This is a genomic window from Luedemannella flava, from assembly GCF_039528515.1.
Taxonomy (GTDB): domain Bacteria; phylum Actinomycetota; class Actinomycetes; order Mycobacteriales; family Micromonosporaceae; genus Luedemannella; species Luedemannella flava.
This window is the reverse complement of sequence record NZ_BAAALT010000210.1, coordinates 17,240-36,212: the sequence shown is the minus strand read 5'-3', so window position 1 is coordinate 36,212 and position 18,973 is coordinate 17,240. Positions and strand designations below refer to the sequence as shown.

At 70.8% G+C, this 18,973-nt stretch carries 13 protein-coding genes and 1 pseudogene; 3 read left to right on the top strand and 11 right to left on the bottom strand.

All coding sequences use genetic code 11. From position 1 onward, the window contains the following. Positions 1 to 245 precede the first annotated feature (245 nt). The 3 genes and pseudogenes from ABD211_RS26425 to ABD211_RS26415 all read right to left on the bottom strand — a co-directional run bounded on the left by ABD211_RS26425 (position 246) and on the right by ABD211_RS26415 (position 1,893). Complete coding sequence (locus ABD211_RS26425) at positions 246 to 617, bottom strand: transposase (protein ID WP_344137515.1); 372 nt, start codon at positions 615 to 617, stop codon at positions 246 to 248. 352 nt (positions 618 to 969) lie between these two features. Next, positions 970 to 1,284: pseudogene (locus tag ABD211_RS26420) on the bottom strand (helix-turn-helix domain-containing protein); the annotation flags it as partial. Positions 1,285 to 1,437: 153 nt separating this feature from the next. Further along, positions 1,438 to 1,893: a GNAT family N-acetyltransferase gene (locus tag ABD211_RS26415; RefSeq protein WP_344137512.1), complete on the bottom strand. Its 456-nt coding sequence runs from the start codon at positions 1,891 to 1,893 to the stop codon at positions 1,438 to 1,440. Positions 1,894 to 2,185: 292 nt separating this feature from the next. On the opposite strand from ABD211_RS26415, the gene ABD211_RS26410 reads away from it, so the two are divergent. Continuing rightward, positions 2,186 to 2,458 (top strand): DUF6582 domain-containing protein, encoded by a 273-nt coding sequence (locus ABD211_RS26410; RefSeq protein ID WP_344137509.1) that lies wholly within the window; start codon positions 2,186 to 2,188, stop codon positions 2,456 to 2,458. Here the strand turns inward: ABD211_RS26410 and ABD211_RS26405 are convergent. Both ABD211_RS26405 and ABD211_RS26400 read right to left on the bottom strand, forming a co-directional pair. After that, entirely contained in the window at positions 2,455 to 3,948 is a 1,494-nt protein-coding gene (locus ABD211_RS26405) for an ANTAR domain-containing protein (protein ID WP_344137507.1), read from the bottom strand. The two genes, ABD211_RS26410 and ABD211_RS26405, sit on opposite strands and share 4 nt — an antisense overlap. Continuing rightward, positions 3,941 to 4,336: an STAS domain-containing protein gene (locus ABD211_RS26400; RefSeq protein WP_344137505.1), complete on the bottom strand. Its 396-nt coding sequence runs from the start codon at positions 4,334 to 4,336 to the stop codon at positions 3,941 to 3,943. The genes ABD211_RS26405 and ABD211_RS26400 overlap by 8 nt, the downstream gene beginning before the upstream one ends. A gap of 206 nt (positions 4,337 to 4,542) precedes the next feature. Here ABD211_RS26400 and ABD211_RS26395 point away from each other — a divergent pair, with 206 nt between their 5' ends. Further along, positions 4,543 to 4,956 carry a hypothetical protein gene (locus tag ABD211_RS26395; RefSeq protein ID WP_344137502.1) on the top strand — a complete coding sequence of 138 codons (414 nt, stop codon included), beginning with the start codon at positions 4,543 to 4,545 and terminating at the stop codon, positions 4,954 to 4,956. Between the two features lie 41 nt (positions 4,957 to 4,997). Here the strand turns inward: ABD211_RS26395 and ABD211_RS26390 are convergent, their stop codons facing one another. The 6 genes from ABD211_RS26390 to ABD211_RS26365 form a co-directional block, all read right to left on the bottom strand. Further along, positions 4,998 to 7,304: a peroxidase family protein gene (locus ABD211_RS26390; protein ID WP_344137499.1), complete on the bottom strand. Its 2,307-nt coding sequence runs from the start codon at positions 7,302 to 7,304 to the stop codon at positions 4,998 to 5,000. Between the two features lie 444 nt (positions 7,305 to 7,748). Next, a complete protein-coding gene (locus ABD211_RS26385; protein ID WP_344137496.1) occupies positions 7,749 to 8,978 on the bottom strand; it encodes a cytochrome P450 in 1,230 nt (409 codons plus the stop codon). Continuing rightward, positions 8,975 to 12,208: a ferritin-like domain-containing protein gene (locus ABD211_RS26380; RefSeq protein WP_344137493.1), complete on the bottom strand. Its 3,234-nt coding sequence runs from the start codon at positions 12,206 to 12,208 to the stop codon at positions 8,975 to 8,977. Before ABD211_RS26380 ends, ABD211_RS26385 begins: the two co-directional genes overlap by 4 nt. 22 nt (positions 12,209 to 12,230) lie before the next feature. Next, on the bottom strand, positions 12,231 to 13,811 hold the full coding sequence (locus ABD211_RS26375; protein WP_344137490.1) for a flavin monoamine oxidase family protein: 1,581 nt from the start codon (positions 13,809 to 13,811) through the stop codon (positions 12,231 to 12,233). Positions 13,812 to 13,833: 22 nt separating this feature from the next. Then, positions 13,834 to 15,447 carry an FAD-dependent monooxygenase gene (locus tag ABD211_RS26370; protein WP_344137488.1) on the bottom strand — a complete coding sequence of 538 codons (1,614 nt, stop codon included), beginning with the start codon at positions 15,445 to 15,447 and terminating at the stop codon, positions 13,834 to 13,836. A 31-nt stretch (positions 15,448 to 15,478) separates the two neighbouring features. Continuing rightward, on the bottom strand, positions 15,479 to 16,498 hold the full coding sequence (locus ABD211_RS26365) for a methyltransferase (protein WP_344137485.1): 1,020 nt from the start codon (positions 16,496 to 16,498) through the stop codon (positions 15,479 to 15,481). A 544-nt stretch (positions 16,499 to 17,042) separates the two neighbouring features. On the opposite strand from ABD211_RS26365, the gene ABD211_RS26360 reads away from it, so the two are divergent. Continuing rightward, the gene (locus ABD211_RS26360) at positions 17,043 to 18,896 is read left to right on the top strand and encodes a cellulose binding domain-containing protein (protein WP_344137482.1); all 1,854 of its coding nucleotides are present in this window, start codon (positions 17,043 to 17,045) and stop codon (positions 18,894 to 18,896) included. The last annotated feature ends 77 nt before the right edge of the window (positions 18,897 to 18,973 follow it).

The following is an 18,973-nucleotide window of genomic DNA, read 5'->3' as shown; positions in this document are numbered from 1 at the left end:
CCGGCGGCGAGCCCGCCGCCGACCGGTTCCTGACCGCTTGACCAGGAGGTACGGGGGTCCCCACGGCTACCAGCCTTGTTGCAGAGGGCAAGCCGACGATTGGACCGTTACGCAGGTAATTGCGCGCTGAGTTCCCGGCGTAACGGTCCAAATCGCGGAGCCCGTGGCCGGGCGTCCTGGGACGCGAAAGTGGGCCTGAGGGCAGGCCGCTCACCAGGGCGGGCGGCCTGTTTTCTAGTGCCGCATCAGGCAACGTTCGCCCTGTTGACAAGCTCGCGGAGGCGCTCGTTCTGGGCGTTCCTGTTCCGCCAGGTGATGTAGCGGCGGATCATGCTGCCCTGCTCCTTGTGGCTGGCGTGGTCGGTGCCGTCGAGGGTGAAGTAGCGCAGGGCGGTGAACTGGGCCTCTATGTGGTTGAGCCAGGAACTACTGGTCGGGGTGTACGCGATCTCGACGTTGTTCACCTCCGCCCAGTCCGCGACCCGGCGGCATCGCTTGGTGGTCAGGTGCGGGGAGTAGTTGTCGCACCCGATGGCGATGCGCACGTCGGCCGGGTGGAGGCTGCGCAGGTAGCGGCAGAACTCCAGGAACTTCGAGCGGTTCTTGGTCTTCTTGATGTGGCCGTAGAGCTGGTTCTTGCCCAGATCGTAGGCGGCGAACAGGTGCCGTACTCCGGGCGGGCGGGTGTAGGTCGCCCGCCGCCGTCGCCAGGTCGGGGTCCTTGTGCTTGCCGCCCCGTTCTGCCCACTGCCTCAAGGGGTGGGGCTGGAGGTTGAGCGGGCCGAACTCGTCCATGCAGAAGATCACTGCAGGTTCACCAGGCTCGGGTATGACCTCGCCGTCGGCGATGGCATAGAGGTGCTCAACCCTGGCTTTCTTGACCTCGTAGTCGGGGTCCTTCGAGGCCTTCCAGGTCTTCACGCGTTGAAAGGAGACGCCCTCCTCGCGGGGCAGGACCCGAAGGCCCTCGTGGCTGATGTCGTCGACCACCCCCTCAGCGACCAGGAAGTCGGCCAGCTTGACCAGGCTCCAGGTCGAGAACGGCAGGCCATGCTCGACCGGCTTGGACCTGGTGATCTTCTTGATCTCCCGACGCTCGGGAAGGGTGAACGTCCTGGGACGCCCGCCCTTGTATTTCGGGTAGAGCGCCTCGAATCCGTCGGTGTTGAAGTCGTGGATCACATCGCGGACCCGGTCCGGGCCGGCGAACGTCACCTCGGCGATCTTCGCCACCGGCATGCCCTGCGCGGATAGCAGCACCATCTGCGCGCGCCGCCACGTCACCACTGAGCCGGTGCCCCTGCGGATGATCCGCAGGAGCCGTCTGCCTTCATCGTCGTCGATCTCCCGAACCCGCACGCGTTCTGCTATCCCGACAGTGTGGCGGCTGGCCGGGGCAGATCACCCGGACGGCCGAGTCACGGCCCGGCGGAAGGATTACAACCTCAGCTCCATAAGTCGGGCAGGAGCGGAGTCGAAGCCCGTTCTCTGATACAGCCGGGCGGAGTTCCTGTTCGCGTTGAGCTGGACTCGATTCACGTTGTTGGCGGCAGCCCAGGCCAGCACCTCGTCCAGCAAAAGGCGGCCGATGCCGGCGTTGCGAGCCGCCTTGTCAACGAAGACCAGCGAAACGTGTGCCCAGCGCCTGAGGGGCTGACCAGGACGAGGCAGGTTGTCGACCACAACCAGGACCAGGACGCCGATCGGCTGTCCGTCACGCTCGGCGAGCCAGGTGGGACGACGGTCTAGGTCCGCAAGCCACACCTCAGCAAAGCGGTCGATGAACCCCGCCTCTTCTGCGGCGCCCAACTCGCGATCCATCGCTTGCTGCAGACGCGCAACAGCCGCGGCGTCGGCAGCCTCAGCTACCCGAACCCTGATGGTATCGACCATCACATCAACCTATCGATCGGCGCGGCTCCCGAAGACCTAGGAGGCGAACGTTGCCTGATGCGGCACTAGTCAACGTCAGCGGGTCCGGACGTCGTTGACGGTGCCACGACGTGCCGGCGGGAGTGCGGAAGTCGAGATGTTGCGGTGGCGACGGGTTCGTTCCGACCGGCTCTTCTCCGTATCGACGATCCTGCGGCAGCGGGTCCACGGTGGGCCCGTCGCTGGCGCTCTGCACCGCCTCGCGGCCCGCAACGGGGCGTTTCGCCGCCCGGTGACCGGGTAGGTGGCCGGCATGAAGACCACCTGGAAGCCCCACGAGAAGCACGGCGAGCTGACCGGGCGCTCCGACCTGCCCGACTCCGTGTACGCGTTCCCGGACAAGCGCAAGGAGCCGCTCACGGACGCGAAGCACGTCCGCAACGCGCTGGCCCGCTTCGACCAGGTCGAGGGCGTCTCGGACGCGGAGCGCGACCTGGCCTTCGCCAACATCAGGAAGGCCGCGAAGCACTACGACGTGGAGGTCGCCGAGACCGACTGGCACGAACTCGGCAGGCACCCGCACTAGGTCGTCGGCAGCTCCCCGGTCTCCGCGAGATGCTGGGCGACGTCGGCGAGCTTGCGGTTGAGCCGCTGCGACACGCGGCGAAGCAGGTCGAAGGCGTCGCCCGCGGACAGTCGCTGGCGCTCCATCAGGATGCCCTTGGCCTGCCCGATGACGTCGCGCGTGCTCAGCCCACGGTGGAGGGCCGCTTCCCGGCGGTCGATCTCGTCGCGGCGCTGTGCCATCGCCACGGTGATCGCCGCGTACGCGGCCAGTATCGAACCGAACTCCTGGTCATCGTCGCTGAACGCGTCCGGTGCCGTGCCGTAGAGGGTCAACGCGCCGAGCTCGGACCACTGGGCCGGGCGCGCGATGGACAGGGCGTAACACAGGACGCTGGACACGCCCAGCTCAGCGGCCGTGGCGGTCAGCACGGGCCAGCGCGACGCGGCGGCCAGGTCGGCCACGTAGACCGGGTGCTCGCTGTGGGTCGCCTCCGGGGCCGGGCCGATGCCCGCCGCGAACTGGATGTCGTCGAGTTCAGCGGCGACCGCGTCGCTGGACACGGCGTCGACGACGCGTCCGTGCTGGTGCAGCGTGACGCTGGCGCTGTCGCAGCCGGCCACGGCGTCGACCGTGAACTTCAGCAGTTGGGTGAGCGTGTCGCGCAGGTCATCGTTGCCGAACAGCTGCTGAGCCAGCGGGGCGAAGCTCGCCACCAGCATCGGCCCGTACGCCTGCGGACCCCAGGTGGCCGCCGCGCGGGCCCGCTCCTGCGCCGCGGCACGCCGGCGGACCGCGGCGCGTTCCCGCTGGCGCTCGCCGTCGGCGCGTGCCTCGCTGTCCATCGCCGGGTCCCGGCCGGTGTGCGGCGCCGCCGTCCCGGCCTGGCGCGCGGCTGGTCGCAGCTGGTCTATGCGCCGCTCCCGCTCCAGCAACTCCCGCTCCCGCTCGTCGGCCAGTTGCTCGCGGAGCCGGGCGGTCTCATCGCGCAGGTCCGCGAGGTCGTCCCGGCCGTCGGCCAGACGGTCGCGTTCCGCGGCGACGAAGTCGCGCCGGTCCGCCAGCCACGCGGCTTCCTCGGCATCGGTGGTCAGCGCCGCGGCGCGGGCGGCCGCCCGTTCGCTCCCGGCGAGGCGGAGCGCGGCGCGGGCCTGCACCCGGGCGGCGGCCCGTTTGGTGCGTTCCAGCTCAGCCTCCGCGCGGCGCACCGCGGCCTCGGCGCGGCACACCGCCGCCCGCGGGGCGGCCGCCTCCTCCGCGTCGTCCGCCCCGTCGGTCGCCACGGAGCGCGCCGCCCAGTCCAACTCCCGCCGGTCCTGTGCGTACTCCTGCCGGTCGGCGGCCCGTTCCCGCTCGTCGGCCAGCGCCTCGCGCTCGTCGGCCAGTCGTTCGCGTTCGTCAGCCAGCCGCTCGCGTTCGTCCGCGCCTGCTTCCCAGAGATCAGCGCGCCGCATGCGTTCCTCCGCTGAGACGTCGTCGTGCGGGGTGGGCTGCCCGGCTGTCTCAGCCACGCGGACCCCTCCCGTTCTCGTCTGCTGCGCTCGGGCAGGTCGGTGTCGCCGCTAACCCGAGCACGTCGAAGACCATCGCCGGGGTGCCGTGCAGCCCGACGATCCGCAACTGTCGGCCACGACCCGTCGCGACCTGCTGGGCGGCCATGATCAGGCTGATGCTGTGGGCATCGATGAAGGTAACGTCCGACAGGTCCAGCACAATCGTCGGGGCGGTGCTCGACGTGGTGGCGTCCGTCAACAGCCGGTGCAGGTCCGCGGCCGTCGCCAGATCCAGCTCGCCCGCCAGAAAGATCAGGTCTGCGCCGTCGGCGTGCCGCTGCGACCAGCTCGGATTGCCTGATTCCCAAAGGTGGGAACGGACATCGTCAACAAAGATTTCGGACACCAGCGATCTCCTCACGGAGCATCGGCTGTGTCATCAACCTCTGAACATTCTCCTCCCGGCAGGGGGCCACCCGCAACCAGAACCCACTGGTGACCGTGCTTCAGCCCCAGATGTTGTGAGGGTCGCCACCACACCCTGGTATCTGTACGTTACAGATTGTTACGATGGCGTAGTCCATTCGGGCGAAAGGACTGTTGGTGGTGCCGGTGACGCGTGGCGTGGACCACGAGAAGGCCGTCCTGAGGCGGCTGATCGATAGTCGGCTTGCTGATCTTGAGGCGGGATGTCAGTCGGGGGGCTGCGACCACCTCGCGGTGAAGCTGGCCGGTCAGGTCGCCGCCAACCTGCGGCGGGTCGTCGACGAGACCGCCGACGGCAACGCGGCGGACCGGGCCCGCGTCCGCGGCGCCGTGCACCTTTTTCACGGCCTCGGCCACGCCCTCGGGGTGACCCGGCCGCGCACGCTGCCGTACGAGCTGCGAAAGATCAATAACCTGGTGCTGAGCCTCGGCGCCGCCGATCTGCGCATGCCGCCCGCGATCGCGGGGTGTCCGCTGTTCGAGGGCGATCCGAGCGTGCGCCGGCGGTGCCCCATGTTCCAGCGGGTCGCCGCCGCCTGACACGGAACGACCCCCGGGCCGTGACCCGGGGGCCTTCGTCGTCAGGTGACGTTGCACCGTTTGTTGTTCAGGGTTATCCAGGGTGGTTCCGAGTTGGTGTAGTTGTCCCAGGTCGCGTCGAATGCGACTTCGGGTATCGTGCCTCCCGCCGGGATTGTCTGGTTCCAGGTGTCGTCGTCACCCGTGACCTGGCTGTTGGAGACGTTGAACCAGGCGTCCCATTCGTAGGTGAACGTCTGCCCGTTGGCGAACCGGAACCGCAGCGTCCAGCCGTTGATCGCGGTGGTGCCGAGGTTCGTGATGCCGATGTGGGCGTGGAACCCGCCGTTCCAGCTGTCCTCCACGTAGTAGTTGACCCGGCAGGTCGCGGCCGGCAGCTCCTCGTCGGCCACCAGGAACACGTTCGGCTCGAGCGAGGTGAGCGGGATGTCGGTGTTGCTGGCGATGATCTCCGCCAACGTGCGGCGGTAGTCGATGCCGTAGGTGTTCTTGATCCAGGACAGGCCCTGGTTGTTGCCGTAGAAGAACTTGTCGCCGTCGCGCAGCGCGGTGAACTGCTTGGTCCAGATCGCCAGCTGCAGCTCGCCCATCTCGGTGTTGGCCACGTGCGGTTCGGCCAGCATTCCGGTGAACGCGTCGACGCTGTTGACGTTGCCGAAGACGGCCTTCATCCGGGCCGCGACGGTGGTGCGGCGGGTGCCGTCCGTCGCCGCGCGCTGCGCGGTGGGGTCGTTCAGCGGGATGTTCACCCCGTCGATGTTGCGCAGGCTGAGGAAGTCCAGGCTGTCCGGGTCGTTGACCTCGTTGCCCGGGGTCAGCTCCGGGTCGCTCGGGAACGACTCGGTGGACTCGCCCGTGATGGCGGTGAACGACGACTTCGTCGGCAGCCCGTACGCCTGGCGCATCTGGTTGTAGGTCGGCATGCCGTGGTCGCGACCGCGCTCGACGTCGATGGCACCGAGGTCGATCACGCCGTCGAAGCAGGCCGGCAGCCCCGGGCCGTCCAGGCACTGCGGGTTGCCCGAGACCGGGACCTGGAACAGCACGCTGCGCAGCTGGTTGTCGATCTGCTCATCGTTGTTGTACTGGGGGATGAAACCGAGGCCCTGCAGCGCGGGGCCCAGCTCGACCTGTTCCACGAGGTCCGGGTTGAAGAACGCGACGTTGAGTGGGATCTCGAGGATCGTCTGCGGGCCGGCCGGCGTCACGGTGACGCCCTGGGCCTGCAGCGCGGCGATCTCGGCCGGGCTGTAGCGGCTCGCCTCGGTCCGCACCACGAACTCGCCGTGGACCTGGGTGTGCGCCCGGTACCCGACGGTGGCGAACTCGTTGGAGATCGTCGCGTTCACGTTGGACTTGTACCCGGTGTACTTGGGCAGCGAGACGCCCATGGCCGGGAGGAACTCGTTGTAGGTGATGTACTGCTGCTCGGCGATGACGATGCGCCGCGCGATCTGGAACCTGTCCTCCGCCGACAGTGAGCCCGGCAGCAGGGCGACGATCCGGTTGTGCTCGCGGGCGAACAACGTCTGCGTCGCCGTGAGCGCGAGGTTCTCGTTCGCCCGGACGTCCCCGGCAACCGCCGCGTCGTCCGGGTTGGCCAGGAGCCGCCCGTCGACGTCCATCGCGGGCGCGGTCGCCGGATTGCCCCGGGCGTCCTTTCGCGGCAGGTAGTTGCCCGGCAACATGAGCGTCGCCGCGTTGTTGGTCACGTTGCCGTCGACGCTGCCGTCGCGCAGCCACTCCAACCGGCTGTTCGTCGTGCCGTAGACCGCTTCGGCGTCGATGTACGAGCTCTGCGTGTTGACCTGCTGCCGGGGGTTGGTGACCCCGGTGCCGGGCGCCGCCGCCGAGCGCGTGAACGGGATGTACCCGAGCGTGTTGGTGAACTCCTCCATCGGGTCGGCGCTGTTGAAGGGGATGTTCGCCGTGGTCCCGTTGCCGTCGCGCAGCCCGAAGGTGTGGTCGAGGAACTGGCCCCACGTCCAACCCCACTGCGTGATGCGGCGCTCGGAGAAGATGTTCTGGTGCGAGTCGTTGAAGATCCGGTTGCTGATGAAGCGGGAGTTGGGCCCGGACACCGGCTGGCTCCTGTTGTCGGCGTAGTTCGCGTTGCCGACGCGTGAGTAGTTGGTGCCCGCCTGGCCCCAGGTGGGGTTGCTGGAGTTGTTGTTCGACCCGTTGAGGCTCTGGATCGTGAACGGCACCGACGCGTGCGCCGGTGTGGCGGACACGAGCACGAGGGCGCCCGCGGCCGTCAGCGCGGTGACGGCGGCGACTACGCGCCGGCGCAGCAACGCTGGTGTGTTCCTCGGTGGTGACTCCAGGTACTGACGTGTGTTTTCCATGGTTCCTCCCACACGGTCTCCGCGAGACCATGCGTGTGTTAGGACCCACGGCTCCCTGGCCCGTGGTGGGTCGCGTACGGCGCGCGTCGACTACCGACGGCGCGGGTGCGCGACGGGCAGGTGGGGCGCGGGAGTCGGGGGAAACGACCGGATGACACGTGGTGGGGTGCCCAGGGCCGGACGCCGCGATCGACCCTGCCATTTGCCGCGCGAGTAAACATTCATTACTATGAATGTCAGATATCTTTCAGTGGAGCTGGAGATCCTCCGAATAGGACTCCGGTGGTGCTTCGGCGCGGCGCCTGCGGCCCAGTCTGTACCCCGTGTGAGTGACGGTCAACGGAGTGAAATATTCACTCATTGGTCACTGGTAAATGTGCGTTAAGCCCGTGAAGTACCGTCACCATTCCGCAATTGCGGACGCGAAATTCCGATGCGCAAATCTCAAGAACGCGAAGGGGTGGCGGGGTGGCGTCCCGTAAGAAGCGGCAGCTTCGCCGGGCCGTGGAAGACGAGGTCGTCGGCGTACTCGACCGGCTCGTCGGCGGCCGCGAAGCCCGGCAGCCCACGCAGCAGCGCGCCCAGGCCGATCTCGGCCTCCACCTGCGCCAACCGCGCGCCGAGGCAGTAGTGGATGCCCATGCCGAAGGCCGCGTGCCGGCTGGCGTCGCGGTCGATGTCCACCGTGTCCGGGTCGGGGAAGCGGCGCGGGTCGCGGTTGGCGGAGCCGAGCACCAGCACGAGCCTGGTTCCGGCCGGGATCCCGGTGTCCCCGACGACCACCGGACCGTAGGTCCACCGTGTGATCATCTGCACCGGCGGGTCGTACCGGATGAACTCCTCCACCGCGGCGGGCATCATGCCCGGATCGGCGGCCAGCCGCGACCGCACCCCCGGGTGGCGCAGCAGGACCAGGGTGGCCTTGCCGAGCAGGTTCGTCGTGGTCTCGTGGCCCGCGGTGAGCAGGTGCACGCAGGTCGAGACGAGCTCGGTGTCCGTGAGCGCCGGCTCCGCCCGCACGAGCGCCGTGGTCAGGTCGTCCGGGCCGCCGTGCCGACGCCGCCCGATCTCCGCCAGGAAGTAGTCCGTCAGGGCGCGCGCGGCCGCGTCCGCCGCCCCGTAGCGGACCGCCGGGTCGCCCTTGCGCGACGTGTTGGCCTCCTGCAGCGCGACCGCGCAGCCCCGCAGCCAGTCGCGGTGCTCCGGCGGGATGCCCAGCAGCTCGCCGATCACGAGGATCGGCAGCGGCGCGGCGAAGTCGGCCACCAGGTCGATCACGGGCGCGTCGCGCACGTCGGCCAGCAGACCGGCGGCGATCTCCGCGACGCGGGGCCGCAGGTCGGCCACCCGCCGGGCGGTGAAGTGACGGGTGACCAGCGCCCGCAACCGGGTGTGCCGGGGCGGGTCCAGGAAGACCAGCCAGTTGTCCACCACGGCGCGCAGCGCGGGATAGTCCGCCGGGATCAGCGGCCGCGGCGGCGGCTGCGCGCCCGCCCGGGCGACGAGGGCGCTGCGGCCGACGTCGGCGCTCATGAGGACGGCGTGCACGTCGTCGTAGCGGAAGACGTAGAACCCGCCGTTGGCGGCGTGCACCGGGTCGACGGCCCGGTAGCGGGCGTAGACCGGGTACGGGTCGGCCAGCTCGTCGGGGCCCGTCAGCGCGAACGGCTTCATACCGGCAACCGCCGGAAGTAGTCCGCGTAGAAGGCGAACATGTCGGTGACCCGGTCGGGCACCGCGTCGCACCGGCGGGCCGCCGCGGCCAGGTGCTCGAAGCGCAGCGCGATCGACGGCATCGCCACGTCGGGCCGGGAGTTGTAGACGACCTCGTCGTCCAGCTCGAACGACGGCCCGGCGGTCAGCCCGCGCTGCCCCGAGGGGAGCGTCACCAGCACCTCGGCCAGCGGGCCCATCATGCCCGTCATGACGTCGATGGCCGCGTTCATGATCTTCGAGCGGCGCAGGCTCGCGTCCGGCTGCGCGCCGAAGTGCTGCACCATGAGCTGCAACATCAGGTAGTACGACCGGTTGAACAGTGCCATCATGGCGCGCGCGGTCGGTTCGGTCACCGCCGTCCGGTTGGGCCGGTCGTCGTGCGCCGACGGGTTGCGCGCCACCGGGTACGCCGGGCTCCACGCGGGCCGGCCGGGCGCGCGGGTGGCGATCAGCTCGTCCGACACCCGCAGCAGCGTCTCGAAGTGCGACCCGCCCGGCGACGGCGCCGAGGCGAGCTTGCCGCCCTCACCCTGTTCGGTGATGACGTCCACGGCGAACAGCGCGCTGGGCACGTCGTCGACCTCCAGCTGGAAGTCCGGGTGCACGGCGTTGATGGACTCGCGCAGGAACAGGTGGTGCTCCCCGCCGCCGCGGCCCTTGCGGACCATGAACAGGTCCGGCACCCGCTCGATGCCGTCGCGGATCTCGGCGTACAGGGCGGCCGGCGACCGGTAGCCGGCCCGCGGATCGGGCGTCGCGCCGCGCACCTCGCCGATGTCGCGTTCGGGCTGCTCCAGCGCGATGAACCGGTGCAGGCTGCCGAGGTGCACCGGTTCGAGGGCGAAGTCCAGGGGGAGCGGCAGGGTGGCGTTGAGCGTGCCGAAGTCGACCGCCGGGACGTGGAACGGCTCGCCCATGGCCATGATGATGTTGTTCACCATCAGGAAGTGGATCATTTCCTCGCGGGCGATGTTCAGCAGCGCGCCGCGCACCCCGGCCGCCGTCGTCTCGCCGCCGTCGCCGCACGCCAGCCAGCGCTGCTCCGGCGTCCACAGCCCGCGCCGCACGTACTCCCCGGCGGCCCCGAACGCCGGCACCGAGTACGCCGCGAACAGGTACTGCAGCGTCGCGGCCAGCTCCACCGTCGCCGCCACCTTCAGCGCCGACCACAGCTGGCCGCGCCGCTCGATGCGCCCGGGGCCCCGGCGCGGGGCCCCGACCAGCTCGGGCACGTCCGCGACCGCCTGCTGGGCGCGCAGGAACCGCAGCAGCAGCGCCGACTTCGGCAGCGTCAGGTCGCGCGTCGGCGGCATGTAGTAGGTCTTCGTGCTGTTGCGTGGGTCGCCCATCTGCCAGATCAGCCGCGGGTACGTGCGGACCTTGCACTCGTCGGCGAGGCTGAACACCTCGTCGCGCATGAACGAGTACAGGTGCTCGTACGGCGCGAAGATCTCCCGGTAGACCAGGTCGAACGGCACCTCGGTCACGTCCGCGAGGTGCCAGTCGTCGGGCAGCACCCGCACGTGCGCGGTGCCCGCGCCGGCCCAGAAGCCGAGCCGGTCGTCGTTGTCGTAGGCGGCGGCCGCCGAGCCGGGCGCGTGCGGCGCGCAGGGCAGGTCGTCGGCGCGCGCCGCCAGGTGCAGCCGGGCGCCGCCGGGCGCCGCGCCGCGCACCGTGAACCACCCCTCGCCCCGCTCGTCCGTGCTGATGACGCAGGACGCGCCGAACCCGCCGGGGTCCGCCAGCCGCCCGGGACGCACCGCCACCAGGTCCACCTCGCCGCACCGCCCCGACGCCAGGGCCGCGTCGAGCGGGCGCGAGCGCGGGTTGGCGTACTGTCGAATGTGGATGGTGTCGACGGCCGCCGGGCGGCCCCGCACCAGCGCGCGGACGGCGACCTCCACCGCGTGGTCTTCGCCGCGCGCGACGTCCGGGTGTTCCAGGATCAGGCCCGCGTCGTCCGCCTGGACGTTGACCTCCTCCTCGACCAGCAGCGGCGCGCCGTCGCGCCCGCACAGGCACAGCGCCTCGTCCGCGACCGCCGCGCCCGGCACCAGCGCCGGCACCGTCACGATCCCGCTGGTCAGATCAAAATCCTTCCCCTGGTACGCGCCGCGCGGCAGCCGGGCCACCAGACGCCCGCCCGCGGTGCGCAGTTCCAGGTCCCCGAGGTCGGCCCGCTGCTCCGCGCCGGGCGTCCAGCCGGGCCGGTCGCCGTCGTCGCGCAGCGTCACCGGCACGGCGGTGACCAGGTTGAAGACCGCGGCGTCGGCGCCGACGGACACGCTCATGATGTGCGGCCCGGCGGCCCGCTGCCCGGCCGCGACGCCGCGCGGCGTGAGCAGCCGCCCCGCAGGGTACGTACGCCACTCGTCGCGCCGCCACGGGGCGAGCGTGCCGCGCAGGTCGTGCCGGTCGGGCGTGTCCGGCTCGGTGGGCGGGGCCATGTTGGACAGCGCGAACTGGACGACCACGCCGTCCGCGTCGCCACCTTCGACGAGCGCGCGCAGCCGCCGGGTCGCGGGCGAGGCGTCCGCCCCGGAAAGCCAGGTCAGGCCCTCGTCGGCGGCGATCGCGAACTGGTACACGACCGCCCGGCCCAGCTCGGCGGCCAGCCAGTGCCCGCCCACGTCGCGGCGGTGCCCGCGGCTGTGCCAGCGCGGCGGGTGCAGGCCGGCGACGTCGCCCAGCATCAGGTACCCGGTGTCCTGGGAGCGGCCCTGCCGGCCGAAGCCGAAGCGCCCCACCATGAGCGCGGTGCTCCAGGTCGACGACGGGTCCACGTCGAGGACCCGCGCGCGGTTGAACGTCGTCGCCAGGTACTCGTTGTAGTGGCCCCACATGTCGACCGCGCGGCCCACCACCGGGTCGGTCAGGTCGACGCCGTCGTCGAGTTCGGCGGCGACGACCGTGGCGTCGATCCAGAAGTGGCCGTTGCCGCCGAAGTTCCACCCCTGCGACGCGCTGAACACGCCCTCGGGGTCCGGGCGCCCGTCCACGCCGAAGCGCGGGCCGCGGCGGCGCAGGTAGTCGTGGTACTCGCCGGGCGGCACGTCGGCCCCGACCGGCCCGTCGTCGGTGAGCGCCCGGTTGCTGGCCAGGTCGAACAGCCCGTTGCGCGGCCCGGTGGGCAGCCGCGTGACAGCCGTACCCCGAAAGTGCAGCCGTGGCAGGTCAAACACGCTCATTCCGCCACCTCGCGGCGCTCGCTCATGCGTCGGTCGCGCTGGAGAACGCGGGGCGGGGAGCGCCGCGCTGGCCGCTGTTCCAGAGCACGATCTGACCCACCGCCTCGATGGCGGACTGGATGGCGCCGTCGATCCAGGCGGGCGCCGTGGAGCAGTGCTCGCCGGCGAAGAACAGCGGGCCGACCGGCCGGGCGACCGCCTGACGCTCCTCCTCCTGCTCGGCGAGCGTTTTGCCCCAGCGCACCGAGCAGCCGGAGCCGCTCCACTTGTTGCGCCCCCACGCCAGGCTCACCGCGCCCAGCACCATGCCGGGGCTGCCCAACTGCGGATGCATCCGGCTCAGCTCGGACAGCACGGCGGCGTGGCGCTGGTGGGCCGGCATCTGGCCCCACTGTTCGGCCTCGTCGCCGATCGTGTAGCTGGCCAGCAGCACCGCGCCGAGCGCCCGGTCGCCGTCGATGGCCGGGTAGTACGTCTGGCGGACACTGCCGCCGCTGAACGACGCCCCGCCGCTGATGCCCTCCCGTTCCCAGAACGCCTCCCGGCAGTGGAACGCGATCTTCGTGGCCGGCACGTACTTCACGCCGTGAATCACGTCGAGCTTGTCGGTGGCGAAGCCGGACAGCCGCATCCGCCGCAGGACCGGCAGCGGGGCGGTGCACACGACGATGTCGCAGCGGCGGGTGACCATCCGGCCGCGGTCGCGGATCGTGAGCACCACGCCGTCGTGCTGCACGGCCATGCCCACGACCTCGCGGCCGTGCTGGATCGGTCGGTGCAGCCGGCGTGCGAGCCGGTCCGTGAGGCGGGCCATGCCGCCCCGGATGCGGAACAGCTCGGCGCTGGTCTCGGTGAGGATGTCGTCGAGGAACGTGTTGAGGTCGCCGCCGCAGGCGCCCCGCAGCTCCGGGTGCTGGGCGAAGATGCCGTGCAGGTCGATGCCGGCCTCCCGGTGCCCCGTCAGGTAGGCCCGCAGGTCGATCTCCTCGACCCGGTCGAGCAGCCGCGAGTGCAGGTCGTGACGGAGCCCTTCGCGCTGGCTGGGCGGCGCGATCGCGTCGACGATGAGGCTCAGCTGGGCGGCGAACAGCAGCGTCGCGTCGCGGTAGCTGCGGGGCCGCAGCGCCTCGCGCAGGTCGGTCATCAACGCGCGCGGCGCCTCGCCCAGCCGCAGGTAGCCGCTGGTCGTGCCGTGCAGCGCGTTGTCGTCGGCGAGCAGGCTCTTGAACGGGCGCAGTTCGTCGGCCAGGCCGAGCCGGGAGATGTAGGCCATGGTGTGCATGTGCCGGGCCGGGAACCGCATGGCGCCCAGCTCGGCCACGGGCGAGTCGGCGTGCGGGCCGGAGAACCGGTACGTGTAGATCCGGCCGCCGACGCGCTGGCTGCCCTCCAGGACGATCACCTCGTAGCCGAGCTGTTCCAGCTCGTACGCGGCGACGAGGCCGGCGATGCCGGCACCGATGACCGCGACCGTGCCCTTCGGCGCCGACGGGTCGTGCGGGTCGCCGTGCGTCGGCGCGGTTCGGTTGTGGACCGTGAACCGGTACCGGCCGCGCCACGTCTCGTTGACGGCGGCGGACCGGGGAGGACCGATGGTACGCATGGAGTTTTCCTCGAGTTGCTGGTCAGCGGGGCTGGGGTGAGCCGCGCAGGAAGGTGGCGATGTAGTCGCGCAGCAGGTCGGTCCGGTCCAGCCGCGCGACCAGGCCGACGTGGCCGTCCGGCCGCACGACGGCGAAGTCCTCGGGGTGGGCCAGCAGGCGACCGTCGCGGTCGGTGGGGGAGACGGGCAGGACGCGCATGGGCACGCTCGCGGCCGCGCACGCGTCGCGGAGCTCCGCGAGCTTGGCGTCGTCGGCGCTGCTCGCGCGCAGCAGCACCGACCACCGGTCGTAGCCGAGCAGTTCGTGTGCCCGCACGGGCTGCCCGACGCCGGCGCCGCCCGGCAGCGCCGGGGTGAGCGCGGACGCGTCGACCGTGACCCGGACGTCGGGCAGGCGGTCGCCGGCGCGCAGGCCGCCGTGCCGGGACCGCTGCCAGGACAGCCGGCTGTGCCGGTGGTGGCGACCGAGGTCGCTCATCATCTGCTCGGACCTGAGCTGGAAGCGTTCGGAGGGCAGGCCCAGCCGCAGCACCGCGGCCCGGGCCCGGTGTGCCAGCGCGGGCAGCAGCATCTCCATGACGTTGCGCTTCATGTCGCGGATCACGTCGTGCGCCAGCCGGCGCTGCTCGACGTCGTAGGTGTCCAGCAGCGCGTCGGCCGCCTCCCCACGGTGTACGGCGATGAGCTTCCAGGCGAGGTTGTGCGCGCCGAGGATGCCGATGTTCATGCCGTGCCCACCGATCGGCGCCCACGAGTGGGCCGCGTCGCCGGCGAGCAGCACCCGGCCGTCGCGCAGGCGCGCGGCCACCCGGTCGGCGAACCGCGCCCGGGTGAGCCAGACCGGCTCGGTCAGCGTCAGCTGCAGGTCGGGGATGCCCGCCGCGTCGGCGACCAGGCCGCGGAACTCGTCCAAGGTGGGCTGCTGGGTCTGCGACGGGTCGGGATCGTCGCGCACGCAGAAGATCCGGTAGCCGCCGCTCGGCGTCGGAAAGGCGATGACCGACCGGTAGGGCGCGAGGAAGAAGTACCCGTGCCCGGGGGCGTCGGACAGCGGCCACGTGGGCACCACGTTGCCCTGCACCACCTGCATGTTGCGGCGCGGCCGCCCCTCGTACGCGATGCCCAGGCGCTCGCGCACGGTGCTGCGCGGGCCGTCGCAGCCGACCACCCAGGCCGCGGTGACCGTCTCGGTCGTGCCGTCGGGCAGCCGCAGCGACACCGTCACCCGGTCGGGGTCGGGGTGGATGTCGGTGACGGCGGTGCGCCACTCGACGGCGGCGCCGAGCGCGTTCAGGTGCTCGCCGAGCAGCCGTTCGATCTCGTTCTGCTCGATGGTCATCGCGCGCGGGTACGCCGTCGACAGCCGGCCCACCGTGCTGGTGCCGAGCAGCCGCCCGGACGAGTAGAACTTCGCGGTCCGCATCTCGTACGCGTTGGCGCGGATGACCTCGCCGACGCCGAGGGCGGCCAGCGCCTCGCCCGCGCGGGAGAACAGCACGTCCGCCCGGGGCTCGCGGTTGGTGCCCGGCGCCCGGTCCACGATGCGTACCCGCACGTCCCCGCGCCGCAGCGCGATGGCCGTCGTCAGGCCGACCGGACCCGCCCCCACAACGAGGACGTCAACATCTGGCGCCATGGCCCACTCTCCGCACTGGTTTCCCGGACCATTACGCCGCGACAGCCTCGACCATGGTCAGCGGCGGCGCCTCGAAGACGCGTTCCAGGCGCAGCCCTGCCTCGGCGAGCAGCCCGACGAACTCCTCGCGGGTGCGCTCGCGGCCGCCGTACACCAGGAGCATGGACAGGTCGATCAGCTTGCTGGGGTGCGCCGTGTCGCCGGTCGGGACCAGCCAGTCGATGAGCAGGACCCGGCCGTCGGCGGTCATGGCCTGCCGGCAGTGGCGCAGGACCGTCACGGCGTCGTGGTCGGGCCAGTTGTGGATGACGCCCTTGAACAGGTACGCGTCGGCGCCGGGGGGCACATCGCGCAGCATGTCGCCGCCCACGAACGAGCACCGCTCGCCGAGCCCGGCGCCGGCGAGCTGCTTGCGCGCCGCGTCGGCCACGTACGGCAGGTCGTAGACGATGCCGCTGGCGTCGGGCCACTCGCTGAGCACGCCGGCGAGGAACGTGCCGTCGCCGCCGCCGACGTCGACGATCAGGCGCGCCGACGAGAAGTCGTACGCCTCGGCGAGGACCGTCGCGAGCAGGCGGCTGTGCTGGGCCATCGCCGTGTTGAACAGCGAGCCCTCCTCCGGGTGCTGTTCGAGGTAGGTGAAGATGGGGGCACCGTAGACGGTGGGGAAGGTGGGCTCGCCCGTCCGGACGCTGTGCATGGCGGCGGCGTAGACCTCGTTGAACATCGCCTGGAAGAGCACCCAGGCGCGCAGCGACCGCGGATGGTCGGCGCGCAGCTGATCGCCCATGGGGGTCAGGCCGAAGACGCCGGGCGTCGTCTCGGTGAACACGCCCTCCGCGGCGAGGGACCGCAGCAGCCGGTAGACGGCACCGGGGTGGGTGCCGGTCGTGGCGGCGAGCTCTTCGGCGGCGCGCGGACCGTCCGCGAGCAGGTCGGCGAAGCCGAGTTCGGCGGCGAGCTGCACCGCGCGGGCGGGCGTGAGCCCTTCGGCGAGGCGGAGTAGCTGGAGGCTGTCGCGGCTGGCGTGCCCGCGATCGTGCTGACCCATGGAGTCACCCTTGTCGCATGTAGCTGGCCGCGAGGCAAGGGGAGCGGCTATAGCACCATATCTTAGTTTTCTTGCCAAAACGTGCATAAGAGACAGTGTCTTTCGCGCCCCGCTGGTCTTCCGGGTCTGGCCCGAGCACTCTATTCGCGGTAAATAAAGCGAAATCCCGCTGTCTGTCCCCTCGGAATCCCGTTTGCGCAGACCAGAGAGCGCTCTCCGCCACCCCTCGTCAGGGAGCGACCGTCCCTCCTGACCCATCTTCCTAGGATGCTCTAGGCGGTGTGACGCGATCTTGGGACGAAAGCGTCGCCAGGGCGGCACTTTCGTCCCAAGATCGCAACAGGACGTGGCGTTGCTGCCGTGCCGGACTCGTGCGTGAGGTGTCCGCGCGGATCCATTGACGGCGTCGCATGGGTTCACTACGCTCTCGCCGCGAGAAACTATCGGGATCGATGTCTGGAAAGTTTCCAGGCGTTCGGGACGAAAGTGATTGAGCTGGCCGCGCCACATTGTCCGGACCGACTTCCTATGTAGAGGAGGCGTCATGCGCAGGTCACCGCGTGTGCGCATCACCCGGTCAGCCGCGATCGCCGCGGCCATGCTGGTCGTCGCCGGTGGCGTGACCGCCACCGTCGTCGCACCGGCGGCGGCCGCCACGACCGTCGCGGTCTCGGTCAACGCCGGCCGGACCCTGGCCACCCTGCCGGCCGTCGGCGTCGGCGTGAACGTCGCCGTGTGGGACGCCCGCATGAACGACGCGGCCACCACCACGCTGCTCAGCGACGCGGGCTTCAAGGCCGTGCGCTACCCCGGCGGAGGGTACGCCGACGGCTACCACTGGCAGACGCACACCGTCGACGGCGGGTACGTCGCGCCGAACACCGGGTTCGACCCGTTCGTGGCCATGGTGAAGGCCGCCGGCGCCCAGCCGATCATCACCGCCAACTACGGCTCCGGCACCCCACAGGAGGCCGCCGACTGGGTGCGCTACGCCAACATCACCAAGGGCTACGGCATCAAATACTGGGAGATCGGCAACGAGGTCTACGGCAACGGCCTCTACGGCGCGACGTGGGAGAACGACACCCACGAGAGCAAGACGGCCACCACGTACGCGACGAACCTGGTGCAGTTCGCGCAGGCCATGAAGGCCGTGGACCCGACCATCAAGATCGGTGCCGTGCTGACCACGCCGAACAACTGGCCCGACGGCATCGTCGGCCCCGGCGACACGATGGACTGGAACCGCACCGTGCTGTCCATCGCGGGTATGAAGATCGACTTCGTGGTCGTGCACCACTACCCGAACAGCGCGAACGAGGCCGAGATGCTGACCAAGCCGCAGGCCGAGATCCCCACCATGACGGCCACCCTGCGGTCGCTCATCAACCAGTACGCCGGCGCCAACGCGGCAGGCGTCGGCATCGCCGTCACCGAGGACAGCTCGCACTACGCCAAGAACACGTCGCCGTCCGGGCTGTACGCGCCGGACATGTACCTGACGTGGATCGAGAACGGTGCGTTCAACATCGACTGGTGGAACCTGCGCAACGGCTCGGACTGCAGCAAGGTCACCACGATCCAGGGCGGCACGGACTACGACGACGGCGGCCTGGTGTCCAGCGGCGCGTCCTGCCAGCCGCCGGCCAACACGCCGTTCCCGCCGTACTACGGCATCCAGATGATGACCAAGCTGGGCAGCGCGGGCGACGCGCTGGTGAGCACCACCTCGGCGAACCCGCTGCTGTCCGTCCACGCGGTCCGGCGGACCAACGGTGACGTGTCGGTCATGCTCATCAACAAGGACCCCGCCAACGACACCACGGTCAACCTGTCCTACAGCGGGTTCACCCCGTCGTCGGCGGCGCCGACCGTGTACTCCTACCTGAAGAACGCCACGTCCATCGGGTCGGCCACGGCGGGGAGTGCCACGACGCAGACCGTTCCGGCGTACTCGGTGGTGGTTGTCCAACTGAAGCCCGGCAGCGGGCCGACCACCTCGGCCACGACGAGCCGGCCGACCACCCGGCCGACCACCCGGCCGGCCGCGACCGCGCCCGTCACGACGTCCGCGCCGGTCGGCGCCTGCCGGGTCAGTTACTCGAAGAGCGAGTGGCAGGGCGGCGTGGTCGGCAACGTCACCATCACCAACACCGGCGCCACGGCGGTCAACGGTTGGCGGCTGACCTTCAGCTTCCCCGGCGACACCCGCGTCGGCGGCGCCTGGAACGCGGCGGTCACCCAGACCGGCGCGGCCGTGACCGCCACCAACCTGTCCTACAACGGCACGATCCCGGCCGGTGGTTCGCGGTCGTTCGGCTTCCAGGGCACCTGGACCAGCAGCAACCCGAACCCGACGAGCTTCGCGCTCAACGGCGCCACCTGCGTCACCGGCTGACCCCCGAACCCGCCGGCGGTGCCCTCATCGGTCCGGGGCACCGCCGGCGCCCTCCCCCCAACTCCTCCCATAGGTGG